We start from the raw sequence: 25,101 nt of genomic DNA, 5'->3' as shown, positions 1-25,101 counted from the left end.
TCGTCCAGGAACAAGGGATGACAAAGTGGCATAATTTCGTATCAGAACTAAACTTACCGCTGTGACTAGCTAGTCCTTCTTATCTAAGGAACCCTGATATGAGGTCTTGTCTATGACACAACAGAAATACAGAGGTGGTGCCGGTAATTTTGCCAACGATCCTGAGCGAGCCAGTGAAGCGGGCAGTGCAGGAGGCAAAGCCAGCGGAGGTAATTTCAAAAACGATCCTGAAAGAGCCAGGGAGGCCGGTCGGAAAGGAGGCAAAAACAGCCGTCGCACCTCTAAGTAGATCTGAGTAAGGCGCCTTAAGGAGGTAATACGCCATGGACTGGCGATTTTCACCCTTTCTCACCCCTGCCTGTTATTCCCGTTAAGGATAACGATCCCCATGTTTAAATACCGATTGCTCACGGATAATATCGGCTTCGCTTGCGCGTTAATAAGCGCAACGGAAAAAATAAAACTCAGCCGACTTTAGCGAAGCGTAACCGACTTAATCCCCGCATTTTCAGAAAAGGCCTGGTTTGATAAAACAGCTTCACGCCATCAATACACAATAACCTCCCCGCCTAATAAATAACAAACCGATAAATATCAATATATTAAATCACCACCGCCACGCTTAAATAACCATTTAGTTTCATCCTTAAATTATTTTCTCCTTTCTTAATATCTCCCTGATTTTGCGTTACGCCATCCGATAATTATTTTACCAGCGCCATTAAACGCAATATTTATAAGCTTATTAATTAAGTTGTTCTATATTTACTGGCACCTCAAGTAGTAAAAAAAAGCTGGAGCAACGTGTCATGTCGAATGAGAAAAAGAATAATCCTCTGAATCACCCAGCCCCCACAACGGGTCCGGAATCCTCACAACCCGGACTGGGCTCGCTGGCACCTAAAGAGGGTTCACATCAACCCCCAGCCGAACCGACGCCGCCGGGTAAAAAACCCACCGCGCCGGGTAGCCTTAAAGCACCCGACACGCACAGCACGAAACTCGATCAACTGGAAGCGAACCGTAAAAACGGAACGGACAGCCCGCTGACGACCAATCAGGGCACCCGTATTGCAAATGATCAGAACACATTACGCGCCGGCTCACGTGGGCCGACGCTGCTTGAAGACTTCATCATGCGGGAGAAAATCACGCATTTTGACCATGAGCGCATTCCGGAGCGCATCGTGCATGCGCGCGGTTCAGCCGCCCACGGCTACTTTCAGCCCTACTGCTCACTAAAGGATGTAACTAAGGCGCACTTCCTGAGTGAGCCAGAGCAGATCACGCCGGTATTTGTGCGCTTCTCGACGGTCCAGGGCGGCGCGGGGTCAGCGGATACGGTGCGTGATATTCGTGGTTTTGCTACCAAGTTCTACACCGATGAAGGCGTTTTCGACCTGGTCGGTAACAACACACCGGTGTTCTTTATACAGGACGCCCACAAGTTTCCCGATTTTGTACATGCGGTAAAGCCTGAGCCGCATAATGAAATCCCTCAGGGACAGAGTGCTCACGACACGTTTTGGGACTATGTGTCGCTACAGCCTGAAACTCTGCACAACGTGATCTGGGCGATGTCTGACCGGGGTATTCCGCGCAGCTACCGCACGATGGAGGGGTTTGGTATTCATACCTTCCGCCTGATTAACGATGAAGGCAAAGCGACATTTGTTCGTTTCCACTGGAAACCGCTGGCAGGCAAAGCCTCGCTGCTGTGGGATGAATCCCAGAAGCTGACCGGTCGCGACCCCGACTTCCACCGCCGCGATCTGTGGGAAGCGATTGAAGCGGGAGATTTTCCGGAATTTGAGCTTGGCCTGCAGATGATCCCGGAAGAAGATGAGTTCCGGTTCGACTTCGATATTCTGGACGCCACCAAGCTGATTCCGGAAGCGCTGGTGCCCGTCGTGCGCGTCGGCAAAATGGTGCTGAACCGCAATCCGGATAACTTCTTTGCTGAAACGGAACAGGTTGCCTTTCATCCAGGACATCTCGTCCCGGGACTCGATTTTTCTAACGATCCGCTGTTACAGGGCCGTCTGTTCTCCTACACCGATACGCAAATCAGCCGCCTCGGTGGGCCAAACTTCCACGAAATCCCGATCAACCGCCCGGTTTGCCCGTACCACAATTTCCAGCGCCAGGGCATGCACCGGATGGATATTGATACGAATCCGGCCAACTACGAACCCAACTCCATCAACGACAACTGGCCACGGGAAACACCGCCTGCCGCAAAAGGGGGTGGTTTCGAAAGCTATCAGGAGCGCGTTGAAGGCCACAAAGTCCGCGAACGTAGCCCCTCGTTTGGTGAGTATTATGCCCAGCCGCGTTTGTTCTGGAACAGCCAGACTGACATTGAACAGCAGCACATCATTGCCGCCTACTCTTTTGAGCTGAGTAAGGTGGCCCGCCCTTACATCCGTGAACGCGTGGTGGACCATCTGTTGCGCATCGATGTCAAACTGGCCCAAGGGGTGGCCGCCAACCTCGGGATTGATCTCAGCGATGAGCAGCTCAACACCGCCCCGCCAAAAGACGTCAATGGCCTGCAGCGCGATGACAGCCTGAGCCTGTATGCCATTCCCGATGCCGACATCAAAGGCCGTCAGGTCGCGCTGCTGCTGAGCGAAGGCGTAAAAGCCGACGACGTATTGGCTATTCTGCAGCATCTCACCGCTGCTGGCGTGCACACCAAACTGCTGGCGGCGCATATGGGCCAGGTCAGCGCAGACGATGGTTCTTTGTTGCCGATCGATGCCACGTTTAACGGGCTACCTTCGCTGACCTTTGATGCGGTGATCGTCCCCGACGGTAACGTGGATGCCCTGCTGAAAAGCGGAGATGCACGCTACTTCCTGCTGGAGGCTTACAAACATTTGAAAGTCATTGGCCTGAGTGGTGAAGCACGCCGTTTCAAAGCGCAGTTTGATCTGGATGAAAATCAGCAGGAGGAAGGCATCGTGGAAGCCGATAATGCTGAAATCGCGCTGATGAATGATTTTACTGCTGCGATGGCAGAACACCGCGTCTGGTCGCGTAGCCAGAAGGCCGAATCCATTCCGGCCTGATGACAGGAGCAGCCCGCCCTGCCACGGGAGGGCTGACACCTTAAACGCACGCAGAATGGGCGTCCACCTGGTCTGTTTGCGTCAAAACCGCTGTTAAAGGCGGTTTTTTTCTGCCTGATGCCCGTGCTCTTTTTCTGATTTCCCCTGTGCAGAGGCAAATGGAGGCCGGGCTCATCGGACAGCCCGGCCTCGCTGGGGGAAAAAGCCACAGGGTACATTGCGCGCGGCGGCAGTAAATGTTGGAACCTGGTCTATGATTATTTGTTGAGAGTGTTGTGTGAAGCAGGCACTGCCGGGTGCCTCATGCGGTATTACACATAACAATATCTGAATAATGGCACGGGGAAAGGCTGTTAAGGCGCATCGACCTCCCGGGCTCCTGATCTCGCTAACATCATTTTGCATTCGCATCATCGGCTTACCGATAGCGTGGTGGTGCTTATTGCGTACTTTCTGGTTAAAGAGGCAACGGAATGGTATCTACATCTTTTTTTAAGAGTTGGGGAAGCGAATATCTGGCCGATGGCAACGTGCGTTTCCGCGTCTGGGCAACGGGTCAACAGCAGGTTAGTTTACGACTTTCGGATAAAGATCTTGCCATGACGCCCGCCGGAGACGGCTGGTTTGAGCTGCAGGTCAGCGATGTACAGGCGGGGGCAACCTATAACTTTGTGCTGAACGATGGCACGGTGATTCCCGATCCCGCTTCACGCGCGCAACAGAATGACGTTAACGGCCCGTCTCTGGTCGTCGATCCTGCTCACTACCGCTGGCAGAACACCACCTGGCAAGGCCGCCCGTGGCAGGAAAGCGTGGTTTATGAAATGCATATGGGCACCTTCACCGAAGAAGGCACGTTCCAGGCTGCGATAAAGAAACTGCCTTATCTGGCGGAAACCGGCATTACCATGATTGAAGTCATGCCCGTTTCTCAGTTTGGCGGGCAGCGCGGTTGGGGCTACGATGGCGTGCTCCTGTACGCGCCACATGCCGCTTACGGAACGCCCGATGACTTTAAAGCGTTTATTGACGCGGCTCATGGCTATGGCATGGCGGTTGTTCTGGACATCGTGCTTAACCACTTCGGCCCGGAAGGGAATTATCTGCCCTTGCTGTCACCAGACTTCTTCCATAAAGACCGGATGACGCCATGGGGCGCCGGCATTGCCTATGATGTGGATGCGGTGCGACGTTATATTGTTGAAGCCCCGCTCTACTGGCTGCAGGAATACCACCTGGACGGCCTGCGCTTCGATGCCATCGACCAGATTGAAGACGTTTCCGACACGCCTGTTTTGATCGACATCGCTGAACGCATTCGCGCAGATATTCCCGAGCGCCAGATCCATCTCACCACCGAAGACTGTCGCAACGTGATTTTCCTGCATCCCAGAGCGGAAGATGGCACCGCCCCACTGTTCACCGGCGAATGGAATGATGACTTTCATAATGCCGTTCATGTGTTTGCCACAGGTGAAACGCATGCCTATTACAAAGATTTTGCCGATCGGCCGGAAAAACGTGTGGCACGCGCGCTGGCTGAAGGGTTTGTCTACCAGGGCGAGGTCTCAGTGCAGTCTGGTGAAGCGCGCGGTGTTGACAGTACCGGACAGCCGCCGGTGGCCTTCGTGGACTTTATCCAGAACCACGATCAGACTGGCAACCGTGCGCAGGGAGAAAGGCTGATTTCTCTGGCCGGTGCCGAACGTACTCAGGTGCTGCTGGCAACGTTGCTGCTGTCGCCCCATATCCCTTTGTTGTTCATGGGGGAAGAGTACGGCGAAACCCATCCTTTCCTGTTCTTTACCGATTTCCATGGCGATCTGGCGAAAGCCGTGCGGGAAGGCCGGGCGAAAGAGTTTGAAGGACATGCCGGTCATGAGGGCGAGAGCGTTCCCGATCCTAACGATGAAGCGACCTTTACCCGTTCAAAACTGGACTGGAGCAAGCTGGAGAGCGAAGAAGGAAAACGCTGGCTGAAGCTGACCCGCTCACTACTGGCACTCCGGCAGCAGCATATTGTGCCGCTGCTGGCGACGGCGGGTGGAAACAGCGGAAAGGTACTGGACACCGCAGAGGGATTTGTTGCCGTGAGCTGGCGTTTCCCGGCGGGCACGTTATCAATGGCATTCAACATCGGCGAACAGGATCGCGCCCTGCCGGCGATGCCGGGCGAAACGATCTTCGCCTGGCCAGAATCCACCGATGCGCTCCCTCAAAACGCGATCGTTGTTCGTCTGGCTGCCGGAGAACCTAAATGAGCATTCCAACCGCCACCTACCGTATTCAGTTCCGCAATGGCATGACCTTCGATCGCGCTGCAGCGCTGGTGCCCTATCTGAAAAAAATGGGGATCAGCCATCTCTATGCCTCACCGATCTTTACCGCCACCCGTGACTCCACTCACGGTTATGACGTGACCGATGTTAATGAAATCGACCCGGCGATTGGCGGACGCGCGGGGTTTGATCGTCTGGTCAGCACGTTAAAACAGGCCGGACTGGGGCTTATCATTGATATCGTCCCCAACCACATGGCGGCATCGCTGGAGAACGGCTGGTGGCACGACGTGCTTGAACACGGTAAAGACAGTCGCTATGCCGACTACTTCGACATCGACTGGTCACGCCGTCTGACGCTGCCGTTTCTGGGTGATGATATTGATACCGTTCTGGAGAACGGCGACCTTGCCGTTAAACGCGATCCCCAGACCGGCAAGCCTGCGCTGGCCTATTTTGAAAGTTACTATCCGCTTACGCCGGAAAGCTGGCAGGGACAGGAAGAAGCCGTGCTCCAGCTGCGCAGCAAAGCCGGGCTGGATGCATTGCATCAACAGCAGCCCTGGCGGCTGATGTCGTGGCGCGATGCCGCACGGGACCTCTCCTACCGCCGCTTTTTTGAGGTGACCGGGCTGGTTGGCGTACGGGTTGAAGATCCCACCGTCTTCAGGGATGCACACCGGCTTATTCTGGAACTGGTCCACAGCGGCGCGGTTGACGGCCTGCGCGTCGATCACGTTGACGGACTGGCCGATCCTAGAGGTTATCTGACGCAGTTGCGTCGCGAGGCCGGCGAGGCATGTTATATCACCGTTGAGAAAATCCTGGGTGAAGGCGAGCAGATCCCCAGCGACTGGCCAATTTCCGGCACCACAGGCTATGAGTTTATCGCCGCGCTGTCGCATGTGCTGGTTGATAATCACTCTCTCAACGCCCTCCGCCAGGCCTGTGAAAGCGTCAGCGGCCAGGTCGTGCAGATGGACGACGAACTTCGTAAGGCAAAATGCCTGATGGCAGATCGCAATTTTGCCGGGGAATTTTCGCGCCTGATGGACCTGGCCAGCGCCATTGCCGAGGGGGAACACATCGCGATTGATCCCGAGCGGCTCCGCAGCGCACTGCGCGAACTGCTGGTGGCGTTCCCGGTCTATCGAACCTACGGCAATGCGCACGGCCTGCCTGCCAACGACCAACAACGTCTTCAGGCCGTCGCTGACGGCGTCAGGGCGTCGGAACATGCACCTGACAGCCACATGCTCGATTTCCTGCTGCAGATCATGCAGGGCGACGTCGCCAGCCAGTCCACCGCGCTGGCGAACAGCTTCCGGACCCGCTTCCAGCAGCTCACCGGTCCGCTGATGGCGAAATCCATCGAAGACACGCTGTTTTACCGACAGAACAGCGCGCTGGCGTTAAATGAGGTGGGCGCGGAACCCTTACAGACGCAGTTTTCCCCGCAGCAGTTTCACCATGAGATGGCAACGCGTCTTGCGCGTCAGCCGGACGCCCTTTCCGCCAGCTCGACGCATGATACCAAGCGAGGCGAAGACGCGCGCGCGCGGCTTTACACGTTGACGGAAGCCCCCCAGCGCTGGGCCGAGAACGTGGCGCGCTGGCGCGAACTCAATCGCCAGGCCGTGGGTGCCCTTGAGGACGGCCCTGCGCCGGAACCGTCCGTGGAGTGGATGCTGTATCAGGCGCTCGCCGGTGTCTGGCCGCCCACCTTAGATCCCCGGGACAGTGCGGGGCTGGATGCCCTTGCCGAACGCTTCGCAGGCTATGTCGAAAAAGCCCTGCGTGAAGCCAAACTGCGCACTGACTGGACCGAGAACAACACCGCGTACGAGCAGGCCGTGCTGGGCTACGCGCGTCACCTGCTCTCACCTGCAAATCAGCCTTTCCTGCAGGATTTCGTTGAGGCGCTGCAACCCTTTATCCGTGCCGGCCTGGTGAACAGCCTGAGCCAGAGAGTCATTAAGCTGACCGCGCCCGGGGTGCCGGATGTGTATCAGGGAAGCGAAGCACTGGACTTCAGCCTGGTCGATCCTGATAACCGACGCGAACCGGATTATGCCGCCCTGGAAGCGATGTTACGTTCTGCCACGACGGCCCTGCCCGGTAGCCATGATAGCTGGCTCAGCGGTCAGGTTAACCAGCTTGCCACCCTGGCGCTGCTCAATTTACGCCGGGACAGGCCTGAACTCTTTGCCCGGGGCAGTTATCTGCCGCTTACGGCTGAGGGCGCGCAGTCCGACAGGCTGCTGGCGTTTGCGCGAACCCAGGGCAGTGAGGCCTTTATTGTGGTGACATCCCGACTTGTGTTCGACGCGCAGCTCAAGCTGGAAGCGCCCCCAGCGACGCACTGGGCCGCCACCGAGATCGTGCTGCCGGATGAACTGGCACATCGCCGTTATCGCAATGTGCTGAGCGGCGAAACGATCAATCTGACCGACCGTATTCCGCTGGAAACGTTAAATAACTACTGGGCACTGGCATTGTTAGCTTGCTGAAAGCAGGTCAGTACATGGATTGAAACACCGTAACGGGGTTCGTTAATTGAGAGGGACAGATGTCAAATCATCGTTTTGAAATTACGTCGGGATCGGGCCAGCAACTTGGGGCGAACTTTGATGGCAAAGGCGTAAACTTTGCGCTGTTTTCTGCCCATGCAGAACGCGTGGAGCTGTGTCTTTATGACCCAAGCGGAAAAAATGAAATAGCCAGACTGGATTTGCCCGAGTTCACACATGAGATTTGGCACGGTTACGTGCCCGGCTTGCAGCCCGGCGCGCTCTATGGCTATCGCGTTTACGGTCCTTACGATCCGGAAAACGGCCATCGGTTTAACCCGAATAAACTCCTTGTCGATCCCTATGCCCGCGAACTGGCCGGGGACATCGCATGGAATGAGGCGCACTTCGCTTATGACCTGTATCACGAAGACAAAGATCTGACGTTCGACGATCGCGACAGCGCCCCTTTCACGCCAAAATGTCGCGTGATCGACCCCAACGAATTTGACTGGCAGGACCAAAACCGCCCGCAGGTTCCCTGGTCTGAAACGATCGTCTATGAAACGCATGTGAAAGGCTTTACCCAGTTGAACATGGCGCTGCCGCCTGAAATGCGCGGGACTTACGACGGCATGAGTCATCAGTCCACGGTGGGCTATATCAAGAGCCTGGGTATTACCTCCGTCGAACTGTTACCGGTGCACTGGTTTCCGGACGATCAGCACCTGCTGGATAAAGGGCTGAAAAATTTCTGGGGTTATAACTCGCTGAACTTTTTTTCTCCGGCGACACGCTATTTTGGTCCGCGAGGCATTCAGGGTTTCCGGGATATGGTCCGCGCCTTCCACGACGCGGGCATTGAGGTGATCCTTGACGTGGTTTATAACCATACTGCGGAAGGCAATGAACTGGGGCCAACGCTGTCCTTTAAAGGTATTGATAACTTCTCTTATTACCGCACCTTACCCGATCAGCATCGCTATTACATTAACGATACCGGCACAGGAAACACCGTAAACACCTCTCATCCGCGTGTGTTACAGATGGTGACGGATTCACTGCGCTACTGGGCGGACTCTATGCATATCGATGGTTTCCGTTTCGATCTTGGCACCATTCTGGGCCGTGAACCGGAAGGCTTCGATCCCCGCGGCGGCTTCTTTGACGCCATTACGCAGGATCCCCTGCTTTCACGCTTAAAACTGATCGGTGAGCCTTGGGACATTGGCCCCGGTGGTTATCAGGTCGGCGGCTTTCCACCGGGCTGGGCGGAGTGGAACGATCAGTATCGCGATACCGTGCGCGATTACTGGAAAGGAAACAATGTCCCGACCGATTTTGCCGCCCGTCTGCTTGGCTCTGGCGATCTGTACGATCAGCGCGGACGTCGTCCCTGGGCCAGCGTTAACTTTATCACCGCGCACGATGGCTTTACTTTGAACGACCTGGTCTCCTACAACGAGAAGCACAACGCCGACAATGGTGAAGACAACAACGACGGTCACAACGATAACCGGTCTTATAATTATGGCGTGGAAGGCCCCACTGACGACGAAGGCATTAACGCCGTTCGCGAGCGCCAGAAACGTAACTTCCTGGCCACGCTGTTTTTCTCCCACGGCACCCCGATGCTGCTGGCAGGCGATGAGTTTGGCCGCAGCCAGATGGGAAATAACAACGGGTACTGCCAGGACAGTGAAATTTCATGGGTTCACTGGGATAACCTGCCCGCTTCGGCCGAAGCCCTGCGTGAATTCACCCGTCATGTGATTTCACTGCGCAAAACCCAGCCGCTGTTACGGCGTGAAAGCTGGCGCGACGGGATGGAAATCAAGTGGTTCAATGCCGGCGGCGGCCTGCAGCAGGCTGAGCAGTGGGACGAAGGTTCAACGCTCGGTGTCTACATCGGCCGACCCGATCTGCAACATCAGGATGGCGTCTGGTATGACGTACTGATGCTCATCAACCCGTTTGAAGGTAATGTGCCCTTCCAGATCCCTCAGTTCGGTGAGGGCGGCTGGGTGCTGGAACTGACCACCAGCGATACCAGCAAACACGGGATGGTGATCACCAAAGAAAAGGACTTTGAACTGGAAGGCCGCAGTATGGCGCTGTTCAGAAGGCCTTAAGGACGCCCGGCGCGGCGCGAACCGGATGCGTAACGGTTAAACAATACGCATCCGGTACCGTTGCGCTTGACCTGGGCCGCAGGGCTGCCAGGCTGAACAGGGTTAAAACAGTAAGCGACGCCATTAAGGAGGCAAAATGTCCAGATTTACAGGTAAAATCGTTGTAGTGACAGGAGCCGGATCAGGAATTGGTGAAGCAAGCGCCAAACGCTTCGCACAAGAAGGCGCATCTGTCGTGTTGGTTGGCCGTAATCAGGATAAGCTGCAAAAAGTCCTGGCACAGTTGCCCGGCGATGGCCATATGGCAGCGGCCTGCGACGTGGCTGAGGCCGATCAGGTAAAAGCGCTGGCCGCCCGCGTTGAAGAAAAATATGGCCGCATGGACGTGCTGGTTAACAATGCCGGGATTATCGTTCAGGGACGCATCCACGAGATCGAACCCGCTGACTGGAAGAAGCTGATGAGCGTCGATCTCGACGGCGTATTCCACTGTGTGCACTTCTTTATGCCTGCCCTGCTGAAATCGAAAGGCAACGTAGTGAATATTTCGTCGGTATCAGGATTAGGTGGCGACTGGGGCATGAGCGTCTATAACGCGGCCAAAGGCGCCGTTACCAACTTCACCCGGTCACTGGCCATGGATTATGGCGCGGACGGCGTGAGAGTGAATGCGATTTGCCCGGGCTTTACCTTCACCGAGCTGACGGAAGCGGTGAAAAACGATCAGGCCCTGCTTGAGCGTTTCTATGACCGCATTCCGCTTAAACGCGCAGGTGAGCCTGAAGATATTGCTGATGCCATTGCCTTTATCGCCAGCGATGACGCACGTTATATTACCGGCGCAAATCTGCCGGTTGATGGCGGCCTGACCGCTTCGAACGGACAGCCTAAACAGGCGTAATCATCACAGCGCCGTAGTTTTCGGCGTTAAGCTGTAATTTTCGGCGTTAATATTAACAGGCGTGAGCGTCACGCCTGTTAACCAGGTAATAATGTGCACCCTTCTTCGCGGTTATTATTATTTCACCTTCACACATTATTTCTTTATATCGCGCTCACGCCTCAGGCGCAGTAAACCGATATCTCCGCCGCGCGTAACGTTGGCGCTGACGTCCGTAATATTCAGGAAGACTTAGGTGTATGTCGCGTCGGCATGGCCCGATTGCGCGATGCCAGACTCCGCCCGGCAGTGGGACAGACGAAAGGGCTAAGGCAGGCGGTGCAGAGAATCGCATCCGGGTGATGGATTTTCGCGACCGTTAAGGCCTGTTGCCGGGTGTAGAGTGAACCGATAAATTCACTTCCACGGCTGTTATCCAGCTGGCTACAACCTTCTTTATGAATTATCCATCCGCCTCGGGTAAAAGGACATACGTAATAGTAGCTTGATTTAAGCATAGGACTGCCCCTGCTGGTCGCTGTGTCAATCAGGACGATAAAAAGAGTGATGTAAGGTTTTATTTAATAATGTAGCGTTGTTAACCCTAGCTGAGAATTATCCCTAAAACCACAGGGATAATGACAAAACAGGGGTTTTGAGATTTATTCGCAGCGGGGTCACTGACTTACGTTAGCATCTTATCAGACTCTGGCTGCTGAAAAAGGCGCCAGGTGCAAGATCAGAGTTGATACTTTAATCATTGTGTTTACCTCTCTCCTTCGACGTTTTGGTTAAAAAAACATGCCAAATCAGGCTACTGCTGTTTTCTTTTCAAGAGTAGCAGTCAGGGAACGAGGATAATTTGATTACCCCAGGTAACCTGAGAATAATACTCATCGGTGTCATTTATTAACGGACCATAACCTGCAAAAAAGATACGTCTATTCAATACCTAACCACTGAAGTGCTGATATAATAGAAACAATGCGTAACACGCTGGTAATGAACAGAATAATAAAAAACCTGTTTGCCCCCGCCATGGTCTGTTATCCACCCCATGGATCGATCGTGTTAAACCTTCTGTGACAACGGAACATCACAGGTAAGCGCCCCCTGTGCCGTGCTGGAGAAATGCACGGCAAGGACACATTTTGCGATGGTATTACAGCAGGATTAGGCTCCGCCTGATAAGCGATCTGGCAATGTGTGCGGTAAAAAAACAAGAATCTGGAAGACTTTATGTTGTCTACAATTATCTATCGCAGTCACATCGCTGACCATGTTCCGCTTAAGATGCTGGAGGGATTAGTCACCAAGGCTAACAAAATTAATGAATCATCCAGCGTCACCGGTATTTTATTGTTTAATGGCACCCACTTTTTTCAGCTCCTTGAAGGTCCTGAACGTGATGTGCTGGCGGTTTACGAACGTATTTGCCGCGATACCAGCCATCATAATATTGTGGAATTAATGCGCGATTATGCCCCTGCGCGACGTTTCGGCAACGTGGGCATGGAGCTGTTTGACCTGCGGCAATACGATAAAACCACGGTGCTTAATGCGGTGCTGGAAAAAGGCACCACCAAATACCAGCTGACCTATGAAGATCGGGCGCTTAAATTCTTGCGTACCTTTGTTGAAGCGCGCGAGAAAGAAAATTATTTTGAAATTCCCTCAGCAGACAGCTGGGATTTTATTCAGGATGAGGCCGAAACCCGCGAAGGTGATGTTGCCATGCTGAATCAGGAAGGCGTAAATTTTGCTTTTCAGGCCATTATTGATCCCTTTGCACGCAAAATTGTTTCCCTTGAAGCGCTGCTTCGCGGCAATCAGGGTGAAACGCAACAGCACTATTTTTCCCGCCTTGATCCGGATGATATCTACCGCAACGATTTGCACTCTAAACGCACGGCCTTTGCACAGGCAAAGGCGCTCGGCCTGGATGATATGGTGCTGTCGATCAATCTGCTGCCGATGTCGCTGGTGCTTGTTCCCGACGCGGTCGACTTTCTGCTGACGGAAATTCATGCCCACCAGCTGGTGCCGGAGCAAATTGTCGTTGAGTTTACCGAGAATGAGATCATCTCTCGTCCTGACGAATTTGCCGCCGCGCTGAAACAGCTCAAAGCCGCCGGTATCAGCGTCGCGCTCGATGATTTTGGCGCGGGTTATGCCGGGTTATCACTGCTTACCCAGATCCAGCCCGATAAAATTAAAATCGACCGCAGTATTATTAGTAACGTGCACAAGAGTGGCCCGAAGCAGGCTATCGTCCACGCGATTTTAAAATGTTGTTCATCGCTGGAAATTACCGTGATTGCAGAAGGGATTGAACAGCCCGAAGAGTGGATGTGGCTGGAAGCCGCCGGCATTTCACAGTTTCAGGGATTCCTGTTTTCCTGGCCGAAATTAAATGGCGTATCTTCCGTTTCCTGGCCCGAGCTTAAATAAACCCTGGCTCCCGCAACACAATAAATTTTCATTCTCTCTTGCCGGACATAAAACGTGCTGCTAAATATTAGTAGCACGTTTCAGATTGTGTCATTGCGCTGCAATATTAGACGTGCACGCTGTTTTTTAAATTATCGATGATGTTAAGCAGTCAGATGTTCAGTGTTAAAGACCGACGCAACGCGCCTGTTAAGGCGTGCCCCACAGGTATAGCATTTGAGGGACTGAATGAAGCAAATCATCCGCGGTGATAAAGAACCCGTCCATATCGTTGCCGCCTCGCGCGCGCTGGAAGCCCATATGTCTCGTTATGGTGAGGGAAATAAATACCATCCGGTTATCTATTCAATTGCCTATCGCAGCAAATACTACCAGGTTGAAGTCATTACCCGGCGTGAAACCATCGTGGCAACCGTCATCACGGGCGTGCGCAAGTTAACGCATCTGCCTGGCGTGGCCTGATTCGTTTTACGCTGTTCTAAAAGGGGACAGATTCAGTCCCCTTTCCCCTGTCGCATGAACAACGGATTGGCGGGATAAATGGCGCCAATCACGCTTTTTTCGCGTGCGCCTGTGACCGCAGGCAAATTTCCGGGCAGGCCGGACAGGGTGCGAAACGCCAGCCAGGCAAACGCCAGCGCTTCCATATCATCCCCGTTGATACCGATCGTATCGGTTGTCGTCACTTCGGTACCCGCAAGATGCGCCGCCAGTCGCGCCATCAGTAACGGATTGCGGCTTCCCCCACCACAGGCCAGTAAACGATCGCATCCGTCATTGAGTTGCACCTGTTGCGCGATGCTGACGGCGGTAAATTCATTAAGCGTAGCCTGAACGTCCTGTGCGGCGATGCCGGGAAAATGACGCAGATGTTGTTCAAGCCAGCCCAGGTTAAACAGCTCCCGCCCGGTGCTTTTAGGCGGCGGCAACGCGAGCCAGGGCTCGCGCAGCAACGTATCAAGCAGGGCATGACTGACTTTGCCACTCAGCGCCCACTGGGCATCTTTATCGTAAGCTTTGCCCTGATTACGCCATATCCAGGCATCAAGCAGCATATTGCCAGGCCCGGTATCAAACCCGCGAACAGGCTGCCCCGGGATGAGTAAGGAGAGATTCGCAATCCCGCCGATGTTCAGCACCATGCGACGTTCGGTGGCATCCATCATCAAGGCCTGATGGAAGGCCGGCACCAGCGGAGCGCCCTGCCCGCCCAGCGCCATATCACGCCGCCTGAAATCCCCCACGACAGTAATGCCGGTCGCGGCAACAATCTGATTGTGATCGCCAATTTGCAGCGTATTCGGCGCTGCGCTCTGTGGCTCATGCCATACGGTTTGCCCGTGACAACCGATCGCCGTGATATCGCCAACTTCAAGGGATTCACGGCGCATCAGGGTCAATACCGCCTCAGCAAACAGCTGCCCCAGCCGCGTATCAAGCTGTCCTAACTGCGATAGCGTCAGGGCCTGTCCCTGGCAAATGGCCAGAATAGCCTGACGCAAATCCGGTGGCATGGGATGACAGTAGCTGGCCTGCTGAGCCACCATATTTTCGTCAATGGCCGCCAGAACCACATCCACACCATCAAGACTGGTGCCCGACATCACGCCGATGTAGCGTCCTGATTTCATAGCCGTTCCTTTTCATTAAGGTGAAAATGGTGTTACGCGCGTTAAGCCTGACAAAAAATTGCGGTTAAATCCATGATTAATTTGTTTTTAATCAATAAATTGCCTGTGAGTTAACGCCTTGGAACTTTTTTTCTCATCGATTGAATCATTGTTAAAATTTAACGGTCTATGCTGGCGTCAGCCATGTTTTATACCGGCAAAGGTCAATTCTCCAGTTTTCTGTCTTATACTGTTTACAGGATTTCGCGAGAGATAGGCGCATTCTTGAATAAAGGAGTTTTCAAATGATTAAGCGTGTAATTGTGGTCGCTTTGACTGGAGTGATGCTTGCAGGTTGTAGCAATACCGATACGTTGTCGGGCGATACCTACAGCGCCAGTGAAGCCAAACAGGTCCAGAGCGTTTCATACGGTACCTTAGTGTCCGTACGTCCGGTTAAAATTCAGGGCGGCGATGACAGCAATATCATTGGCGCTATCGGTGGTGCCGTACTGGGTGGATTCCTGGGCAACACGATTGGCGGCGGTGCGGGACGCAGCCTGGCAACAGCCGGCGGTGCCGTACTGGGTGGCGTTGCGGGCCAGGGCGTGCAAGGTGCGATGAACAAAACAGACGGTGTTGAACTGGAAATCCGCAAGGATGACGGCAACACCATTATGGTGGTGCAGAAACAGGCCGCCAGCCGTTACTCTGTAGGACAGCGCGTAGCGATGGCGACCGATGGCAGCCAGGTCACCGTTTCTCCACGCTAATACAGTCACCCACCGACGCCGGTGACTGGCACTGTGCGTCGGTATTACTTTTCTTTGTTCTGTAGTTCGAGAATATTCTTCTCAAGGCGCGCAATCAGCGACACCATCTGATTGATCTCATCGCGGCTGATACCGGTGAGAATATCGTCACGGGTAATGTCAATCACGTGTTCGACCTGCTGAATAACCGGCTCGGCCTGTTGTGTCAGCTTAATGCGTTTGGCACGGCGGTCATGTGCGCAGGTGGTTCGGGTAATCAGCCCTTTTTCTTCAAGCTGATCTAAGGTTCTGACCAGCGAAGGTTGTTCGATACCGATGGCTTTGGCTAACTGAATTTGTGACTGCTCAGGCGGTAACTGATGGATATTGTGCAGCGTAACCCAATGCGTTTGGGTTAAATCGAGTGGCTTCAGGCGTTGATCGATCAGAGCCCGCCAGATGCGCACCAGTCTGGACAGGTCCGTTCCGAGTGGGGTATCCATGTTATCTCCTTATAATTAGTCGGCTAGCTATCAGGCTGCATTGTATAGTATTTTGCAAGCCGGAAGTTAAATTACTAATCACTAAGTAGACAGTTTCGGCTGAAAATATTTCACTAACCTGTTCCAGAGTGCATCCCCATAATGGATATCATCAGCAACGGATTTCTCAGTGTTCACCCACTTACGGAACTGATTTTCGGTGCGTCACTTTACTTTCCTCCCCTGTTTAAAGCGGTGCTGGCCGGTTTTTTTCTCTGGCTGCTGATTCACCCACTGCTGCGCGGCTGGCTCGCCTCTGGCGACGTCTGGCATCCCACACTGTTTGATCTTTCCTTATTTGTGCTGTGCGTGACGGCCTCACTCTGGCTGATGGATCACGGATGAAAACGATGAAATTTTCCGGATTAAAGTACTTTTCAACGCTGATTGTTTTTACCCTTGCGCTACTAAGTGCCTGGTGGGCCTGGAATTACTACATGCAGTCACCCTGGACACGAGATGGAAAAGTGCGTGCCGAGTTAGTGGATATCACGCCGCAGATTTCAGGACGCATTGTGGCATTGAAGGTGACAGATAATCAGTTTGTTCACAAAGGCGAAACGTTATTGACGCTGGACCCCGTCCCCTGGCAAATCGATCTGAATAAAGCCGATGCGCAGCTTAGCCAGGCAAAAGCCGATCTCGCTAAAGCGCAAAACGAGTTCAGCAGGCGAAGCCGGCTGCCGCGCAATACCATTTCAGGTGAAGATCTGGATGTTGCCCGTCTGAACGCCGATGCCGCACTGGCCAGCGTGAAGGCGGCACAGGCACAGCGTGATCAGGCGCAATGGAACCTGCAGCAAACCACCCTCACCGCCCCCACGGACGGTTGGGTGAGTAATTTAACCCTGCGCCCTGGCAACTACGCCAGCGCCGGTACGCCGCTTTTTGCCCTGGTCGACAGCCACTCTTACTACGTCGTCGGCTACTTTGAAGAAACCAAGCTGCGCCACATTCATCCTGGCGCCGCTGCCAACGTGGTGCTTTACAGCAGCGGCGCGCAGTTGACCGGTCAGGTAGAAAGCATCGGGCGGGCTATCTACGATCAAAGCCTGGAGGCGGATAACGGTTTACTGCCGGATATTAAACCGAACGTGCCCTGGGTTCGTCTGGCGCAACGTGTCCCTGTCCGTATCCGCCTCACATCGCTTCCCGATCGCGCGCTGTTGATCGCCGGTACAACCTGCACGATTACGATAGCACCATGAATCTCAACGGGCTGGCCTGGGGAAACCTTCCCTGGGTAAAGGCGGATCGCAGTCAATGGCGCTATGCGTTACGCAATGCAGGCGCGATGTGCCTTGCGCTGAGCATTGCCTATGGTTTGAACCTGGACGAGCCTTACTGGGCCATGACCTCAGCAGCAGTGGTAAGTTTTCCTACCCTTGGCGGCGTGATCAGTAAAAGCCTGGGCCGCATCGTGGGCAGCCTGTTGGGGGCGGCCGCTGCGCTGTTGATTGCCGGCCATACGTTAAACGAGCCCTGGCTGTTCACCTTGTATATTGCCGGCTGGCTGGCGCTGTGCACCTGGGTGGCAAACCACTATCAAAACAATGTGGCCTATGGTTTTTCGCTGGCGGGTTATACCGCAGCCATTATTGCCTTCAGCTGTGTCAACCTGACGGACATCACCAGCCTGTGGGAGATTGCTCAGGCGCGGGTATGTGAAGTGATTTCCGGGCTGCTGTGCGCGGGCTTTATGATGATGCTCTTACCCAGCACCTCTGACGGCGATGCACTCATCCACGCGCTAAAACAGATGCACGCCCGCCTGCTGGAACATGCCACGCGCCTGCTGCAGGACACCCGTAATGACGAGATACGCAGCGCCCATGAAACGGTGATTGGTCAGATCCTGACCATGAACTTATTACGCATCCAGGCCTTCTGGAGCCATTATCGCTTTCGCCGCCAGAATAACGTGCTGAATTACATCCTGCATCAGCAGCTGAGACTGACCAGCGTGCTGTCCAGTCTTCGTCGTATGCTGCTGAACTGGCCCGATGCACCTGAGGCGCTGTTTGAGGTACTGAAGGCTATCATGCAGGAACTGGCCAAACCCGACTGCAATAAGTATCGGCTCGCGGCGTTGTTGCGCACGATTACGCCTGCCAGCGAAGGGGATTATCGACAGCGGGCGTTCTGTCAGCGGCTGCGCTACTTCTGCTGGATGTACCTCAACGTATTGCGCTGGATACGACTGCTGGAGCACGCCGAGGCGGATACCCGCTTTCAACCACCGGCCGTATCGGCGCTGGCCAGTGAGAGCGATAGCGCAGAGGCAGGCTGGAGTGCACTGCGCACTTTTACTGTCGTGGTCGCGGGTTGCGCATTCTGGATTACGACGCAGTGGTCTTCGGGCGCATCGGCGCTCACCTTCACGGCGATCGCCTGCGTGCTTTACGCCTCGGCTCCCTCACCCACAGGCAGCATTACGTTATTACTGAAAACGCTGTTGTGGCTGTTTGCATTTAGCTTTGTGTTTAAATTCGGGCTGATGGTGCAGTTTAATCAACTATGGCAACTGCTGGCGGTGTTATTTCCCTTGTTGCTGACCCTGCAACTGTTCCGGGTGCAGCAGAAACAGCGGGCCGCCATGTGGGGACAGTTTATTGTTTTTCTGGGATCGTTTCTGGCCGTGACCAATCCACCAGACTGGGACTACCAAACGTTCTTTGACGGCAATATCGCCAAAATTTGCGGCGTACTGCTCGCCTGGCTGGCGTTTCAGCTGCTGCGCCCCAGTTCGGATAGCCGCCGCAGCCGGCGCCATATTCAGTCTCTGCGCATGGCTTTTCTCGATCAGCTTCGCCCCCGGCCCCATTTGAGTCAAAACCGCTTCGAGTCGCTGATCTATCATAAGATCGGCCAGCTCAGCAGCAGTCGGGATGAAAAAGCGCGCGTCTGGCTACTGCGCTGGGGCGTGGTTTTGCTCAACTGCTCACACCTCGTCTGGCAGCTGCGCGACTGGCCCACCGAATCCGCCGTTCTGAATCAGTACCGCGTGCGCGCGATGCAGGATCTGCAACATGTGATGAGCCTTCGCGGTGTTCAGCACCGGCAACTTGATGCGGCACTGGATGCGCTACAGACGATGACAGATGAAACGATCAGGGAAAATACCCGGGAAGCCGGAACGCTTGCCGGATTGTTGTGGCGCTTACGTTGTTCGCTGGAACAGCTGAAACAGGCCATTCCCGACTGACTACTGACAGTACTGCTGATGCTGGCGGTTAAAATCATCCTGCAGTTGCTGTACCGTTTTTTGTCCTTCGAATCGCGTCTTATCCGCCTCAGAAACCGGCTCAATAACCAGCGCTTTTTCATCCGGGGAGAAAATAAAGCGCCGGGAAATGAAGGTGCCAGTGAAGCTTTTCCCCGTGATGCCGCCGCAAATCATCACCGTATTGTGGTGATAGATCGTGGTATCTGTGAAATTGGTTTCCGTGGCGCTACGCAGAACATTTTGGCAATGCGATGCTTCAAGTTTTTGCACCACGTCCCGACTCAGCCGCTCACGGCCCTTCGCGATATGTTCACACCGAATCCGTGCAGGATTGGTATCAATGGTACGCTGAAGCTCTCGCCCGGTTTCGGTTACCAACTGCGTATCATTGGGTTTATCACAGCCTGCCAGCAGCAGGCACAGTAACCATGCGCCCTTCCATTTCATTTACCCTGCTCCTCAGGTTGTCAGGCTTTATGACGGGAATCAGTATCATAGGGGGGAATGAAGGCATGATGCTACAACAAATCTTCAACGTACGAAAAGCCATGCTGGCGGCAACCGATGCCGCCAGACTGTCTGATCAGATTACGCCGCAGGCAAAGCGGGCCCCGCCGCCGCCTAGCGGTTTCGGGTGATCCGCGTGATTATCGCCGCCCACGTGAACCATCAGTGCCTTGCCTTTTATCTCACTCAGGTTTTTGATCCGGGGTGCCAGCACGGGATAGCTGGCCTTGCCCTGGTCATCCACGTAGAGCGCTGGCAGGTCCCCTAAGTGACCTTCACCGTAGGGTCCGAGATGTTTACCGGTATTATCCGGGTCCAGATGACCACCCGCCGCGCCCGCGGCCACCGTTTTTCCCTCTGATTCACCTGGTTCACAGCTGCCTTTCGCATGGACATGGAAGCCGTGGATGCCCGGTTTTAGCCCCGCCAGCATGGGCGTAAACTGCAAACCATATTGCGTTTCTTCGATCTTCACCGTGCCAACAGATTTGCCGATACCCTGCGGCGACACCTCATGAATCGTCACCTCTTCACTGGCGGCCTGGGCTGCGCCGCAGGTTAACAGCGTCAACAACGCGATAGTTTTCACTTTCATTGTGGCTCCTTAGTGCTCTGGGTTCAGCTTAAGCCTGGCCTCAGTGCGCAAAGATTGCCGCAAATTGACGAATGTTTACGCTCAGGGTACGTCGTAGCCCAGCGCTGCTTTACGAATACGGAACCACTGTTGGCGACTGAGCGACAGATCCACGGCCCCCGCCGCCTCGGTGACGCGCTGGATTTTGCCGGAGCCGATGATAGGTAACGGCTTGCTCGGCAGGCGCATCACCCATGCGTAGACGACCTGTTCCAGACTGGATGCGCCTGTCTCCTCTCGGACCCGCGCCAGCTCGTCGCGCAACGGCTGGAAATGGGGATCGCTGAACAGACGTCCGCCCCCGAGACAGGACCATGCCATAGGGCGCAGGCGCTGCTGCTGGCAGTGATCCAGCGAACCATCCAGCAGCACGTTTTGCTGAACGGGAGAGATTTCAAGTTGATTAGTGACCAGGCTAAAAGGCAGACGCGACTGCAACAGGGCAAACTGCGCAGGTGTAAAATTGGACACGCCGAAATGAAGCACTTTACCGGCCTGATGCAGTTGAAGAAACGCATCGGCAACGTCATCGGCGTCCATAAGGGGATCGGGCCGATGAATCAACAGGAGGTCGAGATAATCGGTGTGAAAAGCCTGCAGCGAACGCTCTGCGCTGGCAAGAATGTGTGCGGTATCGGTGATGTAATGGCCAATCTGATGTTCGGGTTTGGCGCGCGTCGCAATGCCGCATTTCGTGACAATCTGAAGCAGCTGGCGCAGCGAGGGTGCCTGTTTTAATGCTTCACCAAACGCCGCCTCGCAACGGTAATCACCATAAATATCGGCATGATCGACCGTGGAAATCCCCAGTGAAAGATGGTGTTCAATAAAGGCGACCCGTTGCTGTGGAGTCATGTCCCACTCCATCAGGCGCCAGTAGCCCATAATCAGCGGGGAAAAGTGAGGGCCCTGTGGCGCAATAGCTTGCGGTTGTAACATCGTGTTCTCCCTTTGACACAAAAGCGGCTGGTTGTCTGTCAGGGAGTATAACGGAAATCGCGCGGGGGTCAGAACAAGGTCGGTTGCTGGGGTTCCTGAGGCTCATCCTTATGCTGCTGACGCAGCATACGCAGGCGGCGCTGATGGCAAAGGCGCAGCACGTCACGTTTCTGGCTGTCGGTATAGCGCATCCAGTTAAAACGCTCGTCGCGGCTGCGCAGGCAACCGAGACAATAGCCACGTGAATCTGTCTGACAAATACTCCGGCATGGACTGGGAACCGGAAAAAACTCAAGCTGCTCTGCCACAACTGCCCCCGCTAAAACGTGCATCCCTCTATTGAAGACAGACTGGTGCGATTGTGCAAGAAATAATCACAACAAGGACGATTTATTCACTTTCAATACGTGATGATTTAACACTCTGTGCCTGTCCCGCGATTAAAATTTGCATTAGACCGATTGGTCTACCAGGATAAAGCCCATGAACAAGATGCCACAACGTCATGAAACACGTGAACACCTGCTGATAACGGGCGAGAAGCTTTGCCTGCAGCGCGGATTTACCGCCATGGGGCTGAGTCAGCTGCTGACACAGGCGGCCATTCCGAAAGGGTCGTTTTATTACTATTTCCCGTCAAAAGAAGCGTTTGGCGTTGCCCTGCTTGAGCGCTACTTTGTCCGCTACCTGCATGAGGTAGAGCAACAGTTGTCTCAGCCAGCGGGCACGGTGAGAGAACGATTGTTAGACCATTTCAGACATGCGCTTGCGGTGTTTGAACAACGGGGGCACATCGTCGGTTGTCTGAGTGTGAAACTGTCGGCTGAAGTTTGCGACCTGTCTGAACCCATGCGCGGTGCCCTGCAGCACGGTGCCAGTCATGTTATCGCGGCTTATAGCCGCGCCTTAACGACGGCACAGCAGGAAGAAGGACTGATATTGCCGCATCCGCCTGAACAGCTGGCAGAGCTACTCTATGTCTTGTGGCTCGGTGCCAGTTTGCAAAGCAAGCTTTCCCGTAAGGCACAGCCCCTGCGGCTGGCGTTTATTACCATCGAACAGTGGCTGAAAGCGCCACTGGTTTAAAAAAACCACAATTTGTAGACGACCGGTCTACTTAAAAGGAGTTGTTATGGCGAGTACTCAGCTGTTTCGTCCGCTAAAAGTTGGCGCAATTACCGTGCCTAATCGTGTCTTTATGGCCCCGCTGACGCGCTTGCGTAGCATTGAGCCAGGCGATATCCCGACGCCGTTGATGGCCGAATACTATCGTCAGCGCGCGGGGGCGGGCCTGATTATTACCGAAGCTACCCAGATTTCTTTCCAGGCCAAAGGTTATGCGGGTGCGCCGGGTTTGCACACCCAGCCTCAAATCGCCGCGTGGAAAAATATCAACGAAGGTATCCACCAGGCAGGCGGACACAGTGCCGTACAGCTGTGGCACACCGGCCGTATTTCACACAACAGCGTCCAGCCGGAAGGTAAAGCGCCGGTTGCGCCTTCGGCGATTCCTGCAGGCACACGCACTTCCCTGCGTGCCGAAGACGGCAGCGTGTATCGCGAAGATACCTCAGTGCCGCGCGAACTGAGCATCAGTGAAATTCAGCAAATCGTTGCCGATTTTGGTCAGGCCGCTGCCAATGCGCGGGAAGCAGACTTCGACATGCTGGAACTGCACTCCGCTCACGGCTATCTGATGCACCAGTTCCTGTCACCGTCCTCGAATCAGCGTACCGATGAGTACGGCGGCAGCGTTGAGAAACGCGGACGTTTTGCGCTTGAAGTGGTCGATGCCGCGATTGCCAACTGGTCAGCGGATCGTGTTGGTATCCGTGTCTCTCCTGTCGGCAGCTTCCAGAACCTGGATAATGGCCCGAACGAAGAAGAAGATGCACTGTGGTACATCGCTGAACTGGCGAAACGCAAGATTGCCTATCTGCATATGTCAGAACCTGACTGGGCAGGCGGTACACCTTACAGCGACGCGTTCCGTCAGAAAGTCCGTGATACCTTCCCGGGCGTGATTATTGGCGCTGGCGCTTACACCGTTGAGAAAGCGGATGATCTTATCAGCCGCGGTTTGATTGATGCCGTTGCCTTTGGTCGGGATTACATCGCTAACCCGGATCTGGCCCAGCGTTTACAACAAGATGCACCACTGAATCCACAGCGTCCCGAATCCTTCTACGGTGGCGGCGCTGAAGGCTATACTGACTATCCTGCACTGTAAAACGCAGGCAGCCGTGAGTCTTTCACGGCTGCGGTTATTCTTTGGCGATTATCGTCGCTATACTGAGTGTTTGTGTCATCCGGGGATGACGTTTTTCAAAAGAGGAAGCTATGCGTTTACTTCATACCATGCTGCGCGTTGGTGATTTGCAACGCTCCATTGATTTTTACACTCGCGTGCTGGGCATGCGCCTGCTGCGCCAAAGCGAAAACGCTGAATATAAATATACCCTGGCGTTTGTGGGCTACACCGAAGAGAGCGAAGGTGCCGTTATTGAGCTGACCTACAACTGGGGCGTTGACAGCTACGATCTCGGTAACGCTTATGGTCACATCGCGTTGGGCGTTGATGATGTTGCCGCAACCTGCGAGCGCATCCGTAACGACGGCGGTAACGTGACGCGTGAAGCCGGCCCGGTCAAAGGTGGCACCACGATCATTGCCTTTGTTGAAGATCCAGACGGTTATAAAATCGAACTGATCGAAAATAAACATGCCGGACACGGCCTCGGCAGCTAAGCCGTCAACATCAGCCCGCGCAACGCGGGCTGATTCTCGCTTCCCTTACCTGTACCTGCTGCAGACGGGGCGCTTTTTTGGCATACTACGCGCTGCCCTTTTTCTGCAATGAGATCCTGATGTCTGAATCGTCTTCCCCCAACGCACTCAATCAACGCTTTCGTGGTTTCTATCCCGTGGTTATCGATGTGGAAACGGCGGGCTTCAATGCGCAAACCGATGCGCTGCTGGAAGTCGCGGCCATTACGCTGAAAATGGATGACGAGGGTTGGCTTCATCACGACCAGACACTGCATTTTCATGTTGAACCTTTTGTCGGCGCTCTGCTGCATCCGGAAGCCCTTGCCTTTACCGGCATCGATCCCAGCAATCCGTTACGGGGCGCGGTGAGCGAATACGAAGCCTTGCATGCCATTTTTAAACTGGTGCGCAAAGGCATTAAAGATACCGGGTGCAATCGCGCGATCATGGTGGCGCATAATGCGACCTTCGATCTTAATTTTATGAATGCCGCCGCCGAACGCGCCAGCCTGAAACGGAATCCGTTTCATCCTTTTGCCACTTTCGACACGGCCGCCCTGAGCGGGTTAGTGCTGGGTCAGACGGTACTGGCGAAAGCCTGCAAAGCGGCCGGGATGGAATTTGACAGCAGTCAGGCGCACTCTGCGCTGTATGACACGCAGCAAACGGCCACGCTGTTCTGCGAACTGGTCAATCGCTGGAAACGTCTGGGAGGCTGGCCGCTGGCTCTGTCGGAAGAGGCAACAGAAGATCAGGGCGCGGCGGAGTAAACGCCCGTTAAACGAAGAAAAGGCCG

23 protein-coding genes are annotated in these 25,101 nt (G+C 54.4%); 16 read left to right on the top strand and 7 right to left on the bottom strand.

Features of this window, described 5'->3' with window-relative positions; all coding sequences use genetic code 11:
• Positions 1-112 precede the first annotated feature (112 nt).
• The 6 genes from DFO57_RS03725 (at position 113) to DFO57_RS03700 (ending at position 10,896) form a co-directional block, all read left to right on the top strand.
• Positions 113-289 carry a general stress protein gene (locus DFO57_RS03725; RefSeq protein WP_014605940.1) on the top strand — a complete coding sequence of 59 codons (177 nt, stop codon included), beginning with the start codon at positions 113-115 and terminating at the stop codon, positions 287-289.
• Positions 290-809: 520 nt separating this feature from the next.
• Positions 810-3,074: a catalase HPII gene (gene katE / locus DFO57_RS03720; RefSeq protein WP_013025630.1), complete on the top strand. Its 2,265-nt coding sequence runs from the start codon at positions 810-812 to the stop codon at positions 3,072-3,074.
• Positions 3,075-3,547: 473 nt separating this feature from the next.
• On the top strand, positions 3,548-5,335 hold the full coding sequence (gene treZ, locus DFO57_RS03715) for a malto-oligosyltrehalose trehalohydrolase (protein ID WP_014593619.1): 1,788 nt from the start codon (positions 3,548-3,550) through the stop codon (positions 5,333-5,335).
• The gene (gene treY / locus DFO57_RS03710; protein ID WP_110015087.1) at positions 5,332-7,863 is read left to right on the top strand and encodes a malto-oligosyltrehalose synthase; all 2,532 of its coding nucleotides are present in this window, start codon (positions 5,332-5,334) and stop codon (positions 7,861-7,863) included. The genes treZ and treY overlap by 4 nt, the downstream gene beginning before the upstream one ends.
• Positions 7,864-7,922: 59 nt before the next feature.
• Positions 7,923-9,995, top strand: a complete 2,073-nt coding sequence (gene glgX / locus DFO57_RS03705; protein WP_013025627.1) for a glycogen debranching protein GlgX — start codon at positions 7,923-7,925, stop codon at positions 9,993-9,995.
• 136 nt (positions 9,996-10,131) lie between these two features.
• The gene (locus DFO57_RS03700) at positions 10,132-10,896 is read left to right on the top strand and encodes an SDR family NAD(P)-dependent oxidoreductase (protein WP_013025626.1); all 765 of its coding nucleotides are present in this window, start codon (positions 10,132-10,134) and stop codon (positions 10,894-10,896) included.
• Positions 10,897-11,117: 221 nt separating this feature from the next.
• Here the strand turns inward: DFO57_RS03700 and DFO57_RS03695 are convergent, their stop codons facing one another.
• Positions 11,118-11,393, bottom strand: a complete 276-nt coding sequence (locus DFO57_RS03695; protein WP_014605943.1) for a hypothetical protein — start codon at positions 11,391-11,393, stop codon at positions 11,118-11,120.
• 721 nt (positions 11,394-12,114) lie between these two features.
• Here DFO57_RS03695 and DFO57_RS03690 point away from each other — a divergent pair.
• Both DFO57_RS03690 and DFO57_RS03685 read left to right on the top strand, forming a co-directional pair.
• Positions 12,115-13,326: a diguanylate phosphodiesterase gene (locus DFO57_RS03690; protein WP_014593617.1), complete on the top strand. Its 1,212-nt coding sequence runs from the start codon at positions 12,115-12,117 to the stop codon at positions 13,324-13,326.
• Positions 13,327-13,554: 228 nt separating this feature from the next.
• Positions 13,555-13,788: a DUF4060 family protein gene (locus tag DFO57_RS03685; protein ID WP_006119000.1), complete on the top strand. Its 234-nt coding sequence runs from the start codon at positions 13,555-13,557 to the stop codon at positions 13,786-13,788.
• A 32-nt stretch (positions 13,789-13,820) separates the two neighbouring features.
• On the opposite strand, the gene anmK is transcribed toward DFO57_RS03685, so the two are convergent.
• Positions 13,821-14,957, bottom strand: a complete 1,137-nt coding sequence (gene anmK / locus DFO57_RS03680; RefSeq protein WP_014605944.1) for an anhydro-N-acetylmuramic acid kinase — start codon at positions 14,955-14,957, stop codon at positions 13,821-13,823.
• 284 nt (positions 14,958-15,241) lie between these two features.
• Here anmK and slyB point away from each other — a divergent pair, with 284 nt between their 5' ends.
• A complete protein-coding gene (gene slyB, locus DFO57_RS03675) occupies positions 15,242-15,709 on the top strand; it encodes an outer membrane lipoprotein SlyB (RefSeq protein WP_013025623.1) in 468 nt (155 codons plus the stop codon).
• A gap of 44 nt (positions 15,710-15,753) precedes the next feature.
• On the opposite strand, the gene slyA is transcribed toward slyB, so the two are convergent.
• Positions 15,754-16,191, bottom strand: coding sequence for a transcriptional regulator SlyA (gene slyA, locus DFO57_RS03670; RefSeq protein ID WP_013025622.1), 438 nt, complete (start codon positions 16,189-16,191; stop codon positions 15,754-15,756).
• 141 nt (positions 16,192-16,332) lie between these two features.
• On the opposite strand from slyA, the gene DFO57_RS03665 reads away from it, so the two are divergent.
• The 3 genes from DFO57_RS03665 to DFO57_RS03655 are packed head-to-tail and all read left to right on the top strand — an operon-like array spanning position 16,333 to position 19,435.
• Positions 16,333-16,575 carry a DUF1656 domain-containing protein gene (locus DFO57_RS03665; RefSeq protein ID WP_013025621.1) on the top strand — a complete coding sequence of 81 codons (243 nt, stop codon included), beginning with the start codon at positions 16,333-16,335 and terminating at the stop codon, positions 16,573-16,575.
• 5 nt (positions 16,576-16,580) lie between these two features.
• A complete protein-coding gene (locus DFO57_RS03660; protein ID WP_197665913.1) occupies positions 16,581-17,438 on the top strand; it encodes an HlyD family secretion protein in 858 nt (285 codons plus the stop codon).
• Positions 17,435-19,435 (top strand): FUSC family protein, encoded by a 2,001-nt coding sequence (locus DFO57_RS03655; protein WP_110015086.1) that lies wholly within the window; start codon positions 17,435-17,437, stop codon positions 19,433-19,435. Before DFO57_RS03660 ends, DFO57_RS03655 begins: the two co-directional genes overlap by 4 nt.
• Here the strand turns inward: DFO57_RS03655 and DFO57_RS03650 are convergent, their stop codons facing one another.
• The 4 genes from DFO57_RS03650 to DFO57_RS03635 form a co-directional block, all read right to left on the bottom strand.
• Positions 19,436-19,903: a hypothetical protein gene (locus DFO57_RS03650; protein WP_014593614.1), complete on the bottom strand. Its 468-nt coding sequence runs from the start codon at positions 19,901-19,903 to the stop codon at positions 19,436-19,438.
• 136 nt (positions 19,904-20,039) lie between these two features.
• Entirely contained in the window at positions 20,040-20,558 is a 519-nt protein-coding gene (gene sodC / locus DFO57_RS03645; RefSeq protein WP_014605947.1) for a superoxide dismutase family protein, read from the bottom strand.
• 81 nt (positions 20,559-20,639) lie between these two features.
• Positions 20,640-21,536 carry an aldo/keto reductase family oxidoreductase gene (locus DFO57_RS03640; RefSeq protein WP_105088120.1) on the bottom strand — a complete coding sequence of 299 codons (897 nt, stop codon included), beginning with the start codon at positions 21,534-21,536 and terminating at the stop codon, positions 20,640-20,642.
• Between the two features lie 68 nt (positions 21,537-21,604).
• The gene (locus DFO57_RS03635) at positions 21,605-21,844 is read right to left on the bottom strand and encodes a DUF1289 domain-containing protein (RefSeq protein ID WP_071785158.1); all 240 of its coding nucleotides are present in this window, start codon (positions 21,842-21,844) and stop codon (positions 21,605-21,607) included.
• Between the two features lie 175 nt (positions 21,845-22,019).
• On the opposite strand from DFO57_RS03635, the gene DFO57_RS03630 reads away from it, so the two are divergent.
• The 4 genes from DFO57_RS03630 (at position 22,020) to rnt (ending at position 25,075) form a co-directional block, all read left to right on the top strand.
• Positions 22,020-22,622, top strand: coding sequence for a TetR/AcrR family transcriptional regulator (locus tag DFO57_RS03630; RefSeq protein ID WP_110015085.1), 603 nt, complete (start codon positions 22,020-22,022; stop codon positions 22,620-22,622).
• Between the two features lie 46 nt (positions 22,623-22,668).
• On the top strand, positions 22,669-23,766 hold the full coding sequence (locus tag DFO57_RS03625; RefSeq protein ID WP_014605951.1) for an alkene reductase: 1,098 nt from the start codon (positions 22,669-22,671) through the stop codon (positions 23,764-23,766).
• Positions 23,767-23,876: 110 nt separating this feature from the next.
• Entirely contained in the window at positions 23,877-24,284 is a 408-nt protein-coding gene (gene gloA, locus DFO57_RS03620; RefSeq protein WP_013025612.1) for a lactoylglutathione lyase, read from the top strand.
• Positions 24,285-24,403: 119 nt separating this feature from the next.
• Positions 24,404-25,075: a ribonuclease T gene (gene rnt, locus DFO57_RS03615; protein ID WP_089517812.1), complete on the top strand. Its 672-nt coding sequence runs from the start codon at positions 24,404-24,406 to the stop codon at positions 25,073-25,075.
• Positions 25,076-25,101: the final 26 nt, after the last annotated feature.

It is taken from the genome of Pantoea sp. AG702 (genome assembly GCF_003182295.1).
Lineage (GTDB): Bacteria > Pseudomonadota > Gammaproteobacteria > Enterobacterales > Enterobacteriaceae > Pantoea > Pantoea ananatis.
This window is presented reverse-complemented; position numbering and strand designations above follow the sequence as displayed.